We start from the raw sequence: 17,916 nt of genomic DNA, 5'->3' as shown, positions 1-17,916 counted from the left end.
AACAAGGCCAGCCGTTCGGCCTCACCGGAATGGATCCCCCAGGTGTGGGTGAGATAGGCACCCAGGTTCTTCTGTCCGCCTGCTTCGAGGAGCTCGCCCGAGGCCTCCATCCGCGCGAGCGGCACGAGCAACCCGGCCCTGAGCTCATCGATGCGGGCGTGCACCGCTTCGATACGCCCCAACACCCCCGCGGCCGCACCGAAAGGAATGTCGCCCTCGAACGAGGCGATGACGTCCTGGACCGCAGTGCCCAGCGCGGCGACGGCCGCGTCGGGGGCCGTTCCTGCTCCGGGTACTGCGGCGTGTTCCGTCATGCTCCCATTCTAAGAGAAGCACCCCTGAAGATAACACTGCCTCCAAGGGTAGAAAACCCTTACCCTGACCCCGAGTCCTTTCTACGAAAGAGCTTCGCAGTTCCCCGTGGATGTTTCCCGAAAATGGCCTTGTGGATAACTCCATGGGTCCGCTTTCCCGGAGTAGAATGAGAGGCGCCCCGAGTGCGCACGCCGGATTGCTCCGTCCTCGATGCGTCACCGGGAGTGCCGGGGCCGGCCGTTACCTCCGCAGGAGCGAGCGGCCATGCCCACGCCACAAGCGGTGGCCGCAATGCCGCGCCCCAGGGGGCCTGGAAGTGTGCGCCCACCATTTCTTCACCCCCGGCACCATGAGAAACCCCATGACCCCAACCACAACCCCGCTGTCACCTCCAGACACCACAAACATCTCCCACCCCGGAATCACAAGAAACCCTTGTCATGGTCCCGGCGCGGAAAACAGCCCCACCCCCGGCTCAGGCACGACAGAAGCCCCGGCCCTTGTCAATGGTCCAGGTATCGCTTCTTCCGCCGCCGGTCTTTTGGCCCGGCGTGCCTCCAGGCGTTCACGGCATGAGTCCTCGCCCTGTCCGGTCTCGCCCTGTCCGGCCCCCGACTGTTCCGTCCCCGCTCTGCTCGGCCGACGGTAGGGCTCGGCCCCGGGGCGACAGGGTTCTCCGTGAGCGTGGGTCAAAAGGTGACAACAGGGCTTGACGCGTGCGATGTGAGCGTTAACACTGTTGCTCGCATCACATTCCCCCGTCCCGGAGGTGAACGCCCCGTGTCCACGACGGGTGGCCGCAGCCCGGTCATGTCCGACGTCGCGAAGGTCGCCGGTGTCTCCCATCAGACCGTCTCGCGTGTGGTCAACGGCCACCCGAATGTCCGCGAGGAGACTGTCGTACGGGTCCGCCGCGCCATCGCCGAGCTCGGATACCACCCCAACTCCACCGCACGCGCGCTCGTGACCCGGCGCACCAACGTGCTCGGTGCCCTGACTGTGGACACCACCCTGTTCGGGCCGGCCCAGACCCTCTCGGGTATAGAGCGGGCTGCCCGGGAAGCCGGGTACTTCCTCAGCATCGTCTCCGTCGACGACCCCAGCCCCGACGGGGTCGCAGAGGCCCTGGACCATCTGGTCCAACAGACCGTCGAGGGGTGTGTGGCCATCGCCCCCCAGCGGGAACTCGTGCACGCCTTGGCCGACCTGCCCGGGCCCCGCCCCCTGGTGGCGGTCGAGGGCGGTGAGGGGGCCGGGTTCCCGGTCGTCGGCGTCGACCAGGAACAGGGGGCCCGCGATGCCGTCCGCCATTTGCTCGGCCTCGGCCACCGGACCGTGCACCACGTCGCCGGTCGTACCGACTGGCTCGAGGCCGAAGCGCGTGTGCACGGTTGGCGCGAGGAACTCCTCGGCTCCGGCCGTGAGGTGCCCACCCCCTTGGCCGGTGACTGGAGCCCCCGCTCGGGCCACGAACTCGGCCGCCGTCTGGCCGAGCGCCAGGCCATGGGGGAGGAGGTCACTGCCGTCTTCGTCGCCAACGACCAGATGGCCGTGGGCGTGCTCAAGGCCCTCCACGAGGCCGGCCTCGGAGTGCCCGGCGACGTCAGTGTCGTCGGTTTCGACGACATCCCCGAAGCCGCCTATCTCACTCCGGGGCTGACCACCGTCGTCCAGGACTTCACCCGGGTCGGCGCCGCCGCCCTGGAAGTCCTCCTCGGTGCCCTGGAGACCCCCGACCGAACCGATGTCCCCGCCGACCGGACCGTGCCGGCCGTGCTCCGTGTGCGTGACTCCAGCGCACCCCCGCCTGCCTGACCCCGACCGGGCCCAGAGACCGCTCGGTCCTACCGTCCTCCACCACAACCCGTGCCCCGTACGCCCCCCGTGACCACGGCCGATCCATGCCTCGACCGTGGAGGAAGGTCCGCATGACACAGCATGTGAGCGCTCACAATCCCGTCGGGGACAGTGTGGCCGTCGGCCTCGACTTCGGGACCCTCTCCGGCCGCGCCGTCGTCGTCCGCGTCTCCGACGGTGCCGAGCTCGGCACCGCTGTCCACCCCTACCGTCACGGTGTCATCGCCGACCGGCTCCCCGACAGCAGCGCGGCCCTGGCCGCCGAGACAGCCTTGCAGGACCCCGAGGACTACCGGCAGGTCCTGAGNTTTCCCCGCCAGTACCTGCATGCCGGTCACCGCCGAAGGGGTGCCCTTGTGCGAGGTCGACCCGTACGTACCACGGCCGCACGCCTGGCCCAAACTCTGGCGCCACCACGCCGCCCAGCCCGAGGCCGATGCGGTCAACGCCGTGGCCACCGAACGCGGCGAACCCTGGCTGAGCCGCTACGGCGGACGTGTCTCCTCCGAGTGGCAACTCGCCAAGGCCCTCCAGGTACTGCGCGAGGACCCCGAGCTCTACCACCGTGCCGACCGTTGGATCGAGGCCGCCGACTGGATCGTCTGGCAGCTCTGCGGCGCCGAGACCCGCAACGTCTGCACCGCCGGCTACAAGGGCCAGTACCAGGACGGTTCCTGGCCCTCCCGGGAGTTCCTCGGCGCCCTCCACCCGGAATTCGCCGACTTCGCCCGCGACAAACTCGACCACCCCCTCTCCCAACTCGGCGACCGCGCCGGCGGTCTCACCGCCGAGGCCGCCGCACGCACCGGCCTGCCCGAGGGGATCCCCGTGGCGGTCGGCAACGTCGATGCCCACGTCACAGCTGCTTCCGCACGCACCACCCGGCCCGGACGGATGCTCGCCATCATGGGCACCAGCACCTGTCACGTCATGAACTCCGACGTCCTGGCCGAGGTCCCGGGAATGTGCGGTCAGGTCCTCGGCGGCATCGTCCCCGACAACTGGGGTTACGAGGCCGGACAGAGCGGTGTCGGCGACGTCTTCGCCTGGTTCGTCGACACTCACATACCCCCCGAGATCCACGAACGCGCCCGCGCCGACGGCGTCTCCGTCCACGACGTCCTCGCCGAGGAGACCGCTGAGGACCCCGTGGGCGCCCACGGACTCCTCGCCCTCGACTGGCAGAGCGGCAACCGTTCCGTCCTCGTCGACCACGACCTCTCCGGTGTCCTGGTCGGACTCACCCTCGCCACCCGCCCAGCCGAGATCTACCGCGCACTCGTCGAGGCCACCGCCTTCGGAACCCGCACCATCATCGACGCCTTCGAGAAGGCAGGCGTGCCCGTCCACGACCTCACCGTCGCCGGCGGCATGGTCGAACGCCCCCACGTCCTGCGCGTCTACGCCGACGTCCTCGGCCGCCCCCTGCGGCTGGTCTCCTCGGGACTCGCATGCGCCGTCGGCGCTGCCGCCCACGCCGCCGTCGCCGCCGGGGCCCATCCCGACATCCACGCCGCCTCCGCCGCCATGGGCGGGGTGCGTGAGCACACCGTCGACCCCGACCCCGAACGCGCCGCCGCCTACGAGGAGCTCTACGCCCTCTACACCGAACTGCACGACCACTTCGGCCGCGGTGGCACCCGCAGCCTCCACCGCTTGCGCGAGATCCGCAACGCCGCCCGGAAGGGGAACCCGTGACCGACCTCCAGGACCTGCGTGCCCAGGTCTGCGCCTTGCACACCGAACTCACCCGCTGGGACCTGGTCGCCTGGACCAGCGGAAACATCTCGGCCCGCGTCCCGGGCACCGGCCGTATGGTCATCAAGGCCAGCGGAGTCGGCTACGGCGACCTCGCCCCCGAGCACATGATCGAGTGCGACCTGCACGGTCGTCCGGTGCACGAGGGCGGCCACTCACCCTCCAGCGACACCTCCGCCCACGCCTACGTCTACCGCGCCCTTCCCGACGTCGGTGGCATCGTGCACACCCACAGCCCCTACGCCACCGCCTGGGCCGCCCGCGGCGAACCGATCCCGTGCGCCGTCACCGCCATGGCCGACGAGTTCGGCGGTGACATCCCCGTCGGCCCCTTCGCCCGCATCGGCGACGACTCCATCGGCCGCGGGATCGTCGCGACCCTGGAACACCACCGCTCACCGGCCGTGCTCATGGACCGCCACGGCGTCTTCACCGTCGGCGCCACCGCCGAGGACGCGGTCAAGGCCGCCGTCATGTGCGAGGACGTCGCCCGGACCCTGCACCTCGCCCGCCAGAGCGGGCCCCTCGAACGCCTCCCGCAGGACGACATCGACGCCCTCCACGACCGCTACCGCAACGTCTACGGCCAGAAGTGAGGACCCCTGTGCCCGCACGCCCCACCCCGCCGCGCTCCCTGCCGGCCCCGCGCCCCCGGATCGGGCTCCTCGGCATCATGCAGCCCCTCTACGACACGATGCTCCCCGGCATCACCGACCACCAGGCCGCCTACGCCGAACAGGTCGCCGGTGCCCTCTCCGACACCGCCGACTGGACCGTCGCCCCGCCCGTACGCGGACGCGAGGACGCCGAACAGGCCGTGCGCGAGCTCGAGAACGCCGATCTGGACGGTGTCCTCGTCGTCATGCTCACCTATGGCCCCTCCCTGCGCGTCACCGGCGCCCTGACCCGCACCCGCCTGCCCCTGGCCCTGGCCAACATCCAGCCCGACCCCTCCGTCACGCCCGAGTGGGACATGGCCGACATGACCTACAACCAGGGCATCCACGGGGCGCAGGACACCGCCAACGCCCTCGTACGCGCCGACCGCCCCTTCGAGGTGATCAGCGGCGATTGGCGGAGCCCCGAGTTCGCCGACCGTGTCGACCGCTGGGCCCGCGCCGCCCGCGCCGCCATGAGCCTGCGCCACCTCAAGGTCGGGCTGTTCGGCTACCCCATGAACGGCATGGGTGACGCCCGCGTCGACGAGACGGCCCTGCTGCGCTCCATCGGTCCCGAGGTCGAGGTCATCGCCCCCGGAGCACTGCACCGGACCACCCTCGACCTGGACGAGAAGGACGTCGCCGACCTCATGGCTTGGGAGGACGACACCTTCGACGTCGACCCGCGTCTGTCAGGCGAGGAACGCGAGGACCACGCCCGCATGCAGCTGGGGATCGAGCAGCTCCTGACCGAACGCGGCTGCCATGCCTACTCCACCCACTTCGACGCCATCGGCGAGGACGGCCGCTTCGCCCGCCTGCCCATGGCCGCGGCCTCCACCCTCATGGCTCAGGGGTACGGATTCGCGGGGGAGGGGGACGTTCTCGCGGCCACGGTCGTGCGCGCCGCACACACGCTGATCGGGGACGCCCATTTCACCGAGATGTACGCCATGGACTTTCCCTCCGACTCGATCCTCATGAGCCACATGGGAGAGGGCAACTGGCGGGTGGCCCGCGACGACGAACCCCCGCGCCTGATCAAGCGCACCCTCGACATCGGCGGTCTCGCCGATCCGCCCACCATCGTCTTCCGCTACCGGACCGGGCCGGCCACCCTCGCTTCCCTGGTCGCTCTCGGCGGGGAACGTTTCCGCCTGGTCGTCTCCGAGGGCGAGGTCATCGACGCCCCGCCCCTGCCGGCCCTGGAGATGCCCTACGGCCAGTTCCGCCCCGACACCGGTGTCCGTGCCTGCACCGAGGCCTGGCTCCGTGCCGGCGGCACCCACCACATGGCCATGACCACCGGACACCGCGCCCACGACTGGCAGGCCCTGTGCGCCCTCACCGGCATCGAGTACGTCCGGGTCTGACCCCCTGACGGCGTACCGACGAGAGGCGTCAACGCGCGCACCGAACCCCGGCGGGAGACCCACTCCTCCCGCCGGGTCCTGGAGAGAGCACCTCTCCCGCCCCCCAGCGCAAGGAAACCGCCCATGCGCACCCGACGTTCACCTTCTCGCCCCTCCGCACTTCCGACGACCCGCGGTCCCGGTCGCCGAGCCGTGCTCGGCGGTGCCATGGCGGCCGCCGGCATGGCAGCGACCGGCTGCGGCGCGAACGCGCGATCCACCTCCGGTCAGCTCAGGCTCAGCGAATGGAACCTCTTCACCGGCGGTGACGGATTGCGTCTTCTGGAGATGCACCGCCAGTACCAGGAGGCCCACCCCGAGATCGACCTCCGGGCTTCCACGTTCGACTGGGGCTCGCCCTTCTACACCAAGGTCGCCATGGGCGCCGCCGGCGGCCGAGGGGCCGACGTGGCGACCGCCCACGTCTCGCGGCTGGAGAGCCTGGCCCCCGGACAGCTCCTGGACCCCATCGACCCTGCGGCGCTCGCCGAGTTCGGCATCGACGACACGGTCGTGCTGCCCGAGGCGTGGGACGAGTGCTTCTTCGACGGGCAGCTGTACGCGGTGCCCCTCGACACCCACTTGCTCGTCCAGTACTACAACCTCGACGTGTGCAGGCAGGCCGGGGTCCTCGGCCCCGACGACCGGCTCATCGCCACGAGCGGCAGCGACGAATTCCTCGACATGCTCGAGGCGATCCGGGACGTGACCGGAAGCCTCGCCCTCTCGATCGACACCGCTCTGCCCTGGCCCGTCTTCTGGACCTTCTACCGTCAGCAGGACGGGGAACTCGTGCTGGGTGAGGACGGCCAGTTCGAGATGGACGACGACAAGGCCCTGACCGCGATGGAGCTGATGTACCGGCTCTCCGGGGAGGGGCTCGCGCCGCGCCACTCGGCAGAGATGGACACCGCCGCCAACGTCAGCAACGGCGCGGCCGGCCTGATGTTCCACGGCAACTGGGAGATCCCGACCCTGGAGGAGACAGGGGTCGACTTCTCCGTCACGCGGTTTCCCGACCTGTTCGGCAACCACCGGACCCGTGGGGACTCCCACTGCTACGTGCTGCCGCACCAGCGCGACCGCGACCCGGAGGTCACCAGGGCCTCGCTCGAGTACATCGCCTCGATGCTGAAGAGCAGCTTGACGTGGGCCGGGGGCGGACACATACCCGCCTACCAGCCCGTGGCCGAGAGCGAGGAGTTCGACGCCCTCCACCCGCAGTCCGAGTACCGGGGCGCGGTCGAGGACATCGTGTTCGAACCCGAGGGGTGGTTCAGCGGGTCGGCGGGTCGCCTCCAGGACGAACTCAACGGCCCCCTCAGCACGCTGCACACCGGCACACAGACCCCGGAAGAAGTGCTGACCGACGTCAAGGAACGGCTCCGGGCTCTGCTCCAGATCCCGGCGCCGGTGTGAGGGGGCGAGCATGACGCGCACCAGACCGCCGATGCCCGCCTCTCGGACCGGCATCACCGACGTACGCAACCGCCCGAAGACCTCGTGGGCCGGGCTCTGGTTCATCGCCCCGTTCCTGGGCTTCTACCTGCTCTTCGTCGTCTGGCCCTCCGTGGTCGGGCTCGGCTACAGCTTCACCGACCGCAGCCTGGCCGGCGGCCCCGTCTCCTTCGTGGGCCTGGACAACTGGGTGGAGAGCCTAAGCGATCCCTACATGTGGAGCGCGCTCTGGAACACCCTGCTGTTCACCCTGCTCAGCGTGCCGACCATGGTGATCCTGGCCCTCGCGCTGGCGTTGCTGACCGACCACGCACGCAGGCTGGGCTGGTTCCTGCGGTTCTCCTTCTTCGCGCCCTTCGTGCTGTCCGTCGCGGTGATGACACTCATCTGGGCCTGGATGTACAACCCCACGCTCGGCCTGTTCAACAGCGTGTTGGAGAGCTTGGGCCTGAGCGGGATCGAGTGGTTGCACAACGAGAGCACCGCGATGATCTCGGTGGTGATCGCCACCGCCTGGTGGCAGGTCGGTTTCAACTACCTGCTCTACCTGGCCGCCATGCAGTCGATCCCCGACGACGTCTACGAAGCCGCTTCCCTGGACGGCGCGAGCGCCTGGCAGAAGATCCGCAGGATCACGCTCCCGTTGCTGTCCCGGACCACCGGCCTCATCACGATCCTGCAGTTGATCGGTTCGCTGCGGGTGTTCGAGCAGATCTACCTCATGACAGAGGGCGGACCGAACTTCGCGACCCGAACCATCATTCAGTACATCTACGACTCCGGATTCGTGGGGTTGAGGATCGGCACGGCGTCGGCCATGGCCTATGTGTTCATGGCGCTGATCATCGTCGCCTCCATCGCACAGTTCCGCTTCTTCTCCCGGAAGGAGCAGTGACATGGCACTGACGACACAATCCTCCGAGCGCGCGCCGTACCGGGGCCGGAGGAGCCGCCTGCGGCGGATCAACGCCGGCAACACGGCGCTCTACACGGTGGCCGGACTGGCCGCGCTGCTCTGGCTGGTGCCGCTGGCCTGGGCGGTGAACACCTCGCTCAAACCCGAGGGCGAGACGACCATCGTTCCCGCCACGTGGTTCATCTCCGAGCCGACCCTGGATGCCTACGAGAGCGTCCTGGGGCGCGGGGACATCCTCCGTTGGACGCTGAACTCCCTGGTGAGTACCGGGATCGTCACCGTGATCACCCTCGTGCTGACGGCTCTGGCCGCATACGGCTTCTCCCGGTGCCTGTTCCCCGGCCGGGGCTGGCTGTTCGCCTTCATCATCGGCGGCATCCTCATCCCGCCGCAGACCCTCATCGTGCCCCAGTTCATCCTCATGACCCAGCTGGGCCTGGTCGACACCTACTGGGGCATCGCCTTGCCACAGGTCGTGGCTCCGGTGTTCATCTTCATCCTCAAACGCTTCTTCGACGGGATCCCACGGGACTACGTCGAGGCGGCTCGGATGGACGGGGCCGGGCACCTGCGCATCCTCTGGAACGTGATGCTGCCGATGTCGCGGCCCATCATGGCGGCCATCGGCATCTTCGTCTTCATCGGTGCCTGGAACAACTTCCTCTGGCCCTTCATCGTCACGACCGACCCGGAGATGATGACGCTGCCCGTCGGCCTGGGGACGGTTCTGGGCCAGTACGGCATCCAGTACGCCCAGGTGATGGCCTCGGCCGTACTGGGCGCGCTCCCGCTCCTCATCGTTTTCCTGCTCTTCCAACGACACATCGTCACCGGCGTGGCCGGTGCCGGTATCAAGGGCTGAAGGGAGCCACCGCACCATGAACCCCTCCGTGCGGGCACTGACCGCGGCCGGCGCCGCGCTCGTGCTGCTGACCTCGTTCGCACCCTCGGCGGCGGCCCAGGACTGGGACCGTCCGCCCAACAACCCGGGCCTGCCCGTGGCAGGGCACCAACCCGACGACATCCACCCCTTCGCCGGCGGCCTGCGCGTGCACGACCCCGCACTGCACGTGGAGGAGACCGGGGGAGAGCAGTACGTCTTCGGCACCGGCAACGCCGAGATCAACGACGGCACGATCCAGGTGCGGCACTCGCCCGACGGCGAGCACTGGACCATGGTCGGCACCGTCTGGGAGACGATCCCCGGTTGGGTCAGGGAAACCGTGCCCGGGGTCGAGACGCTCTGGGCACCCGAGATCCACGAGTCCGGCGGCACGTACTACCTCTATTACGGGGCCTCCACCTTCGGTGACAACCAGTCCGTCATCGGTCTGGCGACCAACACCACCCTGGACCCGCAGCACCCCGACCACGAGTGGGTCGACCAGGGGCCGGTGCTGGAGTCGAACCAGGGCGACGACTTCAACGCCATCGACCCGGAGATCGTCGAGGACACACAAGGGCGGCACTGGATGGCCTTCGGTTCCTACTGGAGCGGCATCCACATGGTCGAGCTCGACTGGCCCGGCGGAAAGATCGCCGAGGGAGCCCAGAGGCACCACCTGGCAGACCGGCAGGACTCGACCAACGCGGTGGAGGCCGCCACGATCGTCCACCACGACGGTCACTACTACCTCTTCGTCTCCTGGGACACCTGCTGCGAGGCCGGCGCGGACTACAAGATCGCCGTCGGCAGGTCCACGGACGTCATCGGCCCCTACCTCGACGCCGAGGGCGTGCCCCTGCTGGAGGGCGGCGGAACCGTGCTCGTCGGCGAGGACGGCACCATCACCGGCTCCGGGGGCCAGTCGATCGACGACGGCCTGCTCGCCTACCACTACTACGACACCGACCTCGGTCCCGACCTCGACTTCCGACTCGCCCTGAGGCCGCTGCAGTGGACCGCGGACGGCTGGCCCGCCCTCGACTGATCCGGCTCCGGCCGATCCCGAACCGATCCCCGGGGACCCGTGGCCCGCGGGCCCCCGGGCCACCCCCGAAACGTTCGCCGAACAAGGAGGACAGCATGCTCCACGCCTCGCTCACCGCCCACCCCGACCACGTCGTCGGCCCCGTCCACCGCCGCACCTTCGGGTCCTTCGTCGAGCACATGGGCCGGTGCGTCTACACGGGCATCTACGAACCCGGCCACCCCACAGCCGATGCCGACGGGTTCCGCGGCGACGTCGCCGAACTCGTACGCGAACTCGGCGTCACCACGGTCCGCTACCCGGGCGGCAACTTCGTCTCCGGGTACCGCTGGGAGGACGGCATCGGTCCCAAGGAGGACCGGCCGGTGCGCCGCGATCTGGCCTGGCACAGCCTCGAGACCAACCAGTTCGGCCTCGACGAGTTCGCCACCTGGTGCCGCCGCCTGGGCATCGAGCCCATGATGGCCCTCAACCTGGGCACCCGCGGCCTCCAGGAGGCCCTCGACCTGCTCGAATACTCCAACCATTCCAGCGGCACACACCTGTCCGACCTGCGGGCCGCCCACGGGCACCCCGAACCGCACGACTTCCGCATGTGGTGCCTGGGCAACGAGATGGACGGCCCGTGGCAGGTCGGCCACTTGGACGCCCGCACCTACGGACGCGAGGCCGCCCGGGTCGCCCACGCCATGCGTATGGCCGACCGCGATCTGGAACTGGTCGCCTGCGGCAGCTCCGGCCCGGGCATGGAGACCTTCGGTGCCTGGGAGGACACCGTCCTGGAGGAGACCTACGACGTCGTCGACCACATCTCCCTGCACGTCTACTACCAGGAGCATGACGGCGACCTCGGCAGTTTCCTCGCCTCCGCCGCCGACATGGACCGCTTCATCGATTCCGTCGCCGCCACCGCCGACGCCGTCGGAGCCCGCCTGCGCAACCCCAAGCGGATCCAACTCTCCTTCGACGAATGGAACGTCTGGTACCAGACCGACCACCACGCCGCGGTCGCCGCCCGCTCCGACGACGACTGGCCCATCGCGCCGCGGGTGATCGAGGATCGCTACAACGCCGCCGACGCCGTCGTCGTCGGCAACATGCTCATCAGCCTGCTCCGCCACAGCGACCGCGTCACCGCCGCCTGCCAGGCCCAGCTGGCCAACGTGATCGCGCCGATCATGACCGAACCAGGCGGGCCCGCCTGGCGCCAGACCGTCTTCCACCCCTTCGCGCACACCGCTCGCACCGCCGCCGGCGTCGTCCTGCACACCGAACTCGACAGCCCCGTGTACGAGACCGCGCGGCACGGCGAGACCCCCGTGGCCGACGCCGTCCTCACCCACGACGCATCGAAGGGCACCGCCACCCTGTACGCCGTCAACCGCTCCGTGGACACCCCGCTCACCCTCGCCGCCGACCTGCGCGCCCTGGCACCCGCTTCGGTGGAGCAGGCACGCACCCTCGCCGAACCCGACCCCTATGCCGTCAACACCATGGACGAGCCCGACCGGGTGACCCTTCGCGAGACCGAGGACACCGGGCTGGAGGACGGCCGCCTCACCGCCGTCCTGCCCCCGGTCTCCTGGACCGCCATCACCCTCACGACGTCCTGAACCGGCATCACCCTCACGACATCCTGAACCGCCCCCACCGCCTCGACGAGAGGACCCCCTCATGCCACGCCACCGAAGCGACCGTGCACGTGTGAGCGCACCGGCCGCCCTCGCCGCCCTGTCCCTCCTGCTCACTTCCTGCGGCGGTGTCGGCGACGCCGCCCAGCCCGAGGGCGAGAACGGCGTCGTCGGCATCTCCATGCCCACGCAGTCCTGGGAACGTTGGGTCAATGACGGGGCCAACATGGTCTCCGACTTCGAGGAGCGCGGCTACGGCACCGACCTGCAGTTCGCCGAGGACGTCGTCGAGGACCAGCTCGCACAGGTCGAGAACATGATCACCCGCGGCGCCGACGTGCTCGTCATCGCCGCTGTCGACGGCAGCGCCCTCGGTGACGTCCTCGACATGGCAGCGGACAACGACATCCCGGTCATCGCCTACGACCGCCTCATCATGGAGAGCCCGAACGTCGACTACTACGCGACCTTCGACAACCACCAGGTCGGGGTCCTCCAGGGGGAGTACATCGTCGACACCCTCGACCTGGAGAACGAGGACGGCCCCTTCAACATCGAGCTCTTCGGCGGCGCCCCCGACGACAACAACTCCTACTTCTTCAACGACGGCGCCATGGAGGTCCTGCAACCCCACATCGACGACGGAACCCTGGAGGTGGGCAGCGGCCAGACCTCCATGGAACAGATCGCCACCGAGCGCTGGGACGGCTCCGTCGCACAGTCCCGCATGGACAACCTCCTCAGCGCCAATTACTCCGACGAGGACATCGATGCCGTCCTCTCTCCCTTCGACGGCATCAGCCTCGGCGTCATCGAGTCCCTGCGTGCGATCGGCTACGGCACCGAGGAACGGCCGTTCCCGGTGGTCACCGGGCAGGACGCCGAGATCTCTTCGGTGCGTTCCATCGTCGCCGGGGAACAGACACAGACCGTCTTCAAGGACACCCGCGAACTCGCCGCCCAGACCGTCGACATGGTCGACGCCGTCGTCGAGGGCGAGGAGGTTCCGGTCAACGACACCGAGAGCTACGACAACGGCACCGGGGTTGTGCCCGCCTTCCTCCTGGACCCGGTATCGGTGGACGCCGACAACTACGAGGAGGCCCTCATCGAGAGCGGTTACTACGAGGAGTCCGATCTCGATGAATGACCCTCACCCGACCCACCCGGGCGGGACCGCGCCGCTCCTGACCATGCGCGGCATCCGCAAGGAGTTCCCCGGGGTGCGCGCCCTCGACGGGGTGTCCCTGTCCGTGCGCGCCGGCGCCGTGCACGCTCTCATGGGGGAGAACGGTGCCGGCAAGTCCACCCTCATGAAGGTGCTCAGCGGTGTGCACCCGGCCGGTTCCTACACCGGCGAGATCCATGTCGACGGGGAGCCGGCCGCCTTCTCCGGGGTGGCCGACAGCGAACGCGCCGGAATCGCCATCATCCACCAGGAGCTCGCGCTCGTCCCGCACCTGTCGGTCAGCGAGAACGTGTTCCTGGGCAACGAGCGTGCCCGGCGCGGGGTGATCGACTGGGGCAGGACCCACGCCCAGGCACGGGACCTGTTGGAACGGGTGGGCCTGGACGAGAACCCCGCCACCCCCGTCTCCGCGCTCAGCGTCGGCGCCCAGCAACTCGTGGAGATCGCCAAGGCCCTGGCCAAACGCGTGCGGGTGCTCATCCTCGACGAACCCACCTCCGCGCTCAACGAGGCCGAGAGCGCCCGGCTGCTCGGCCTGCTCACCGAACTGCGCGACCAGGGTGTGGCCTGCATCCTCATCTCGCACAAACTCGGCGAGGTCATGCGGGTCAGCGACGAGATCACCGTCTTGCGCGACGGCCGCACCGTCGAGACGGTCCCCGTCGAACACGACGCCGACGGCGTCCCCTCCGTCGAGGAGGACCGCATCATCCGCGGCATGGTCGGCCGCGAACTCGACCAGCGCTACCCCGACCGCACCGGCACCATCGGCGAGGTCCGGTTCGAGATCCGGGACTGGACCGTCGACCACCCCGTCCAGGCGGGCCGGCGCATGGTCGACGGCGCCGGCCTGACCGTGCGCAGCGGTGAGGTCGTGGGCCTGGCCGGGCTCATGGGTGCCGGCCGGACGGAGCTGGCCATGAGCCTCTTCGGCCGTTCCTACGGCCGCTGTGTGCGGGGCAGCCTGTACAAGGACGGCAAGGAGATCGACACCTCCACCGTGGCCCGGGCCGTGGCCGGAGGGCTCGCCTACGTTCCCGAGGACCGCAAGGGCCTGGGACTGGTCCTCGACGACGACGTGCGCCACAACACCTCCCTGGCCGCCCTCGGGCGCATTTCCGACCGCGGGGTCCTCGATCCCGGTCGGGAGGCCGTCGAGACCCAGGAGGTCGCCCAGGACATGCGCCTGCGCAGCCACGGCCCCACCCAGGTGGTACGCACCCTCAGCGGCGGCAACCAGCAGAAGGTCGTGCTCGGCAAGTGGATGTTCACCCGGCCCGACCTGCTGATCCTCGACGAACCCACACGGGGCATCGACGTCGGGGCCAAGTACGAGATCTATCTCATCGTGCGCGGGCTCGCCGAGGCGGGCGCCTGCGTCCTGCTCATCTCCTCGGAGCTTCCCGAGGTGCTCGGCATGAGCGACCGCGTCTACACGATGTGCGAGGGCCGCCTCACCGGAGAGGTTCCGGGTGAGGCGGCGGACCAGGAGACCCTCATGAGACTGATGACCGGAACGGAGGGGGCCGCATGAACGACATCACCCCCCTGTCTCGATTCCCCGGGGCCGTGGTCACCCTGATACGGAACAACGCCCGTCAGTACGGCATGGTCATCGCTCTGGTGGCGATCGTGGTGCTGTTCGGGATCCTGACCGGTGGACTGCTCCTCACACCGCTCAACATCACCAACCTGATCATGCAGAACTCCTACGTCGTGATCCTCGCGATCGGGATGATGATGGTCATCATCACCGGCCACATCGACCTGTCCGTCGGGTCGGTCGTGGCCTTCACCGGCGCCGTCTCGGCGGTGATGCTGACCTCCTGGGGACTGCCGACCCCGGTCGTGGTGCCTCTGGCCCTGTTGCTCGGTGCGCTCATCGGCGCCTGGCAGGGTTTCTGGATCGCTTATGTGCGGGTGCCCGCCTTCATCGTCACCCTCGCGGGGATGCTCGCCTTCCGCGGGGCGACACTGGCGGTCCTGGGCGGTGAATCCATCGCCCCGCTCCCGGAGTCCCTGCGCACCATGGCCAGCGGTTTCTTGCCCGGACCCGAGGCCATGGGGTTGCACCTGCCCACGCTGGCGCTGAGTGCGGCCGGTGCGGCCGCACTCGTGTGGATCCAGTGGCGGCAGCGGGCCCGCTCGCGCAGCCATGGGTTGCCGGTCTCCTCGACCGGCGCAGCAGTGGCCGTTTCCGCCGTTCACGTCGGGGTGATCATGGTCTTCGCCCACGTGCTCGCCGGTTACAACGGCCTGCCCCTGGTCGGACTCATGCTCATCACCCTCATCGTCGGCTACTCCTTCCTGATGCGCTCGACCACCACCGGGCGCCGTGTCTACGCGGTCGGCGGCAGCGAACAGGCCGCCGCGCTGTCGGGAATCGGCACGCAGCGCACCACGTTCTGGGTCTTCGTCAACATGGGTGCGCTCTCGGCCCTGGCAGGGTTGGTCTTCGCCGCTCGGCTCAACTCCGCCACCCCCGGGGCCGGAACGATGTTCGAGCTCGACGCGATCGCCGCGGCCTTCATCGGCGGCGCCTCCGCTGCGGGAGGGGTCGGAACGATCGTCGGTGCTGTGATCGGAGCCCTGGTCATGGGTGTGCTCAACAACGGCATGTCCCTCATCGGACTGGGCGTGGACTGGCAGCAGCTCATCAAGGGTCTGGTACTGCTCCTGGCGGTCGCCTTCGACGTCCACAATAAGCGCCGAGCGCAGTCGGCCGGCGCCGCCGTGTCCCCCGTGAAGCGCCGGTGGGGGAGAGGCCCCTCACCGGAACGTCCCAGGCAATGACCGCAGTTCGGCGCAGCCGCAGGGGTGCCGCCCGGCCGTCGGGAGACGGCCGGGCGGCACGAATGCCTCCCGGGAGAACTACCCTGAGACCGTGGCCGGCAGGATCAAGGACGAAGACATCGCACTGGTGCGCGAGCGCGCCCCCATCGCCGACGTGGTCGGTGAGTACCTCCAATTGCGCAACGCGGGGGGCGGCTCGCTCAAGGGGCTGTGCCCTTTCCACGACGAGAAGTCGCCCTCGTTCAACGTCACCCCCTCGAAAAACCTCTGGTACTGCTTCGGTTGCTCCGAGGGCGGGGACGTCATCTCCTTCGTGCAGCAGATCGACAGCCTCAGCTTCACCGAGGCGGTCGAGTCGCTGGCACGCCAGAGCGGCATCCAGCTGCGTTACGAGTCCTCCGAGGGACGCAGTACCCGGCGCGACGAGAACAAGCGGCAACGGCTGCTGGAGGCACACAAGGCGGCCGCCGAGTTCTACGCGCACCAGCTCTTCCGCTCGGCCGAGGGGGTCGTCGCACGTCGTTTCCTCGACGACCGGGGGTTCGCGGGTTCCCACGCCGAACACTTCGGACTCGGCTATGCCCCTCCCGGCTGGGAGAACCTGGTCGGTCACCTGCGCCGGAAGGGTTTCAGCGACCAGGAACTCGTCGAGGGCGGACTCGCCAGCCAGGGGCGGCGAGGGGCCTACGACCGGTTCCGCAACCGTGTGCTCTGGCCCATCCGGGAGGTCACCGGCGAGGTCGTCGGCTTCGGTGCGCGCAAACTGAACCCCGACGAGGACGGTCCCAAGTACCTCAACTCCCCGGAGAGTCCCATCTTCCACAAGGGGCGCATCCTCTACGGGCTCGACCTCGCCAAACGCCAGATCTCCCGCGAGAGCAAGGCCATCGTCGTCGAGGGTTACACCGACGTGATGGCCTGCCACCTGGCAGGGGAGGCCACCGCGGTCGCCACGTGCGGAACCTCTTTCGGGGAGGACCACGTCAAGATCCTGCGCCGGATGCTCCTGGGCCGCTCCAACCAGGGCGGCAAGGTCGTTTTCACGTTCGACGGTGACAAGGCGGGGCAGAAGGCAGCGGCCCGGGCCTTCTCCGAGGAACACGCCTTCTCCTCGGAGACGTACGTGGCCATCCAGCCCGACGGGCTCGACCCCGGGGACCTCTGGCTGCAACAGGGCGGGCAGTCGATCAGCGACCTGGTCGATACCGCCGTTCCCATGTACGAGTTCAAGATCAAGGACGTCATCGACAACTACGACCTGGAGACCCCCGAGAGCCGCATGGCCGCGCTCGAGGCGGCCGCCCCCGTGGTCGCGAGCATCCGCCACGAGGGTGTGCGCAGGGGATGGGGCAAGAACCTCGACCGCTGGATCGGGCTCATGGACGAGGGCTACGTCCTGCAGCGGGTCAACCAGCACATGCGCAGCCACGGGGCCGGGCGCGACCGGGGCCGGGCGCGCCCGGCGCACACCCCGGACACCGACCGGGTCCCCTACGACCTCAACGACCCCTCGGTCCAGCGCGAACGCCAGGCCTTCAAGCTGGCCCTGAAGTATCCGAACCTGGCCCACATCTTCGACCGGTTCACCGAGGAGGACTTCACCGTCCCCCAGCACCGCGAGCTCCTGAACCTCATCGAACGGCACGGTGGTGTCGGGGCAGCCGTCCAGGATCCCCAGGGGTGGATCCACCGGTTGCGCGACGGCGCACCCGGCGATGCGCAGCGCAACCTCCTCGAGAACCTGACTGCCGAACCCCTCGAGTTCTATGGAGAACTCGACGACCATTCAGCGCGGCAAATTCTCGGCACAATCAGGACTCATTCCATCAATCGGCGTGAGGCAAACCTGAAATCGAAGCTCGCCCGTCTCGACGCGGCCGCCTCCCCCGAGGAACACAACCGCGTCTTCACCGAACTTCTCGCCCTTGGCCAGCAGAAACGTACTCTGCAGGAGGAGCTGGCCGCAGGGGGGTAGCGTAAAGGTGACAATAATGAGT

The 17,916-nt window shown here is 69.0% G+C and carries 12 protein-coding genes and 2 pseudogenes; 13 read left to right on the top strand and 1 reads right to left on the bottom strand.

The window, feature by feature from the left end; translation table 11 throughout:
- Positions 1 to 314, bottom strand: a pseudogene (locus tag D473_RS0105870) (HNH endonuclease); the annotation flags it as partial.
- Positions 315 to 1,125: 811 nt separating this feature from the next.
- Between D473_RS0105870 and D473_RS0105865 the strand changes: the two are divergent.
- From D473_RS0105865 to dnaG, 13 genes and pseudogenes are all read left to right on the top strand, one after another.
- Positions 1,126 to 2,130 (top strand): LacI family DNA-binding transcriptional regulator, encoded by a 1,005-nt coding sequence (locus D473_RS0105865; RefSeq protein WP_017608155.1) that lies wholly within the window; start codon positions 1,126 to 1,128, stop codon positions 2,128 to 2,130.
- 113 nt (positions 2,131 to 2,243) lie between these two features.
- A pseudogene (araB, locus tag D473_RS25530) lies at positions 2,244 to 3,870 on the top strand (ribulokinase).
- On the top strand, positions 3,867 to 4,526 hold the full coding sequence (locus D473_RS0105855; protein ID WP_017608153.1) for an L-ribulose-5-phosphate 4-epimerase: 660 nt from the start codon (positions 3,867 to 3,869) through the stop codon (positions 4,524 to 4,526). Before araB ends, D473_RS0105855 begins: the two are co-directional and overlap by 4 nt.
- Positions 4,527 to 4,534: 8 nt before the next feature.
- Complete coding sequence (locus D473_RS0105850; RefSeq protein WP_017608152.1) at positions 4,535 to 5,962, top strand: L-fucose/L-arabinose isomerase family protein; 1,428 nt, start codon at positions 4,535 to 4,537, stop codon at positions 5,960 to 5,962.
- Positions 5,963 to 6,085: 123 nt separating this feature from the next.
- Positions 6,086 to 7,420: an extracellular solute-binding protein gene (locus tag D473_RS0105845; RefSeq protein WP_026126641.1), complete on the top strand. Its 1,335-nt coding sequence runs from the start codon at positions 6,086 to 6,088 to the stop codon at positions 7,418 to 7,420.
- Positions 7,421 to 7,430: 10 nt separating this feature from the next.
- Complete coding sequence (locus D473_RS0105840) at positions 7,431 to 8,354, top strand: carbohydrate ABC transporter permease (protein WP_026126640.1); 924 nt, start codon at positions 7,431 to 7,433, stop codon at positions 8,352 to 8,354.
- A gap of 1 nt (position 8,355) precedes the next feature.
- Positions 8,356 to 9,237, top strand: coding sequence for a carbohydrate ABC transporter permease (locus tag D473_RS0105835; RefSeq protein ID WP_017608149.1), 882 nt, complete (start codon positions 8,356 to 8,358; stop codon positions 9,235 to 9,237).
- 16 nt (positions 9,238 to 9,253) lie between these two features.
- Positions 9,254 to 10,306, top strand: coding sequence for an arabinan endo-1,5-alpha-L-arabinosidase (locus D473_RS0105830; RefSeq protein ID WP_017608148.1), 1,053 nt, complete (start codon positions 9,254 to 9,256; stop codon positions 10,304 to 10,306).
- A gap of 95 nt (positions 10,307 to 10,401) precedes the next feature.
- The gene (arfA, locus tag D473_RS0105825) at positions 10,402 to 11,919 is read left to right on the top strand and encodes an arabinosylfuranosidase ArfA (protein ID WP_017608147.1); all 1,518 of its coding nucleotides are present in this window, start codon (positions 10,402 to 10,404) and stop codon (positions 11,917 to 11,919) included.
- A 61-nt stretch (positions 11,920 to 11,980) separates the two neighbouring features.
- Entirely contained in the window at positions 11,981 to 13,087 is a 1,107-nt protein-coding gene (gene chvE / locus D473_RS0105820; protein ID WP_017608146.1) for a multiple monosaccharide ABC transporter substrate-binding protein, read from the top strand.
- Positions 13,080 to 14,660 carry a sugar ABC transporter ATP-binding protein gene (locus tag D473_RS0105815; protein ID WP_017608145.1) on the top strand — a complete coding sequence of 527 codons (1,581 nt, stop codon included), beginning with the start codon at positions 13,080 to 13,082 and terminating at the stop codon, positions 14,658 to 14,660. Before chvE ends, D473_RS0105815 begins: the two co-directional genes overlap by 8 nt.
- Positions 14,657 to 15,919, top strand: coding sequence for a multiple monosaccharide ABC transporter permease (mmsB, locus tag D473_RS0105810; protein WP_017608144.1), 1,263 nt, complete (start codon positions 14,657 to 14,659; stop codon positions 15,917 to 15,919). The genes D473_RS0105815 and mmsB overlap by 4 nt, the downstream gene beginning before the upstream one ends.
- A gap of 91 nt (positions 15,920 to 16,010) precedes the next feature.
- Positions 16,011 to 17,894, top strand: coding sequence for a DNA primase (gene dnaG / locus D473_RS0105805; protein WP_017608143.1), 1,884 nt, complete (start codon positions 16,011 to 16,013; stop codon positions 17,892 to 17,894).
- The last annotated feature ends 22 nt before the right edge of the window (positions 17,895 to 17,916 follow it).

Source organism: Nocardiopsis xinjiangensis YIM 90004 (genome assembly GCF_000341145.1).
In the GTDB taxonomy this organism is placed as follows: Bacteria; Actinomycetota; Actinomycetes; order Streptosporangiales; family Streptosporangiaceae; genus Nocardiopsis; species Nocardiopsis xinjiangensis.
This window is presented reverse-complemented; position numbering and strand designations above follow the sequence as displayed.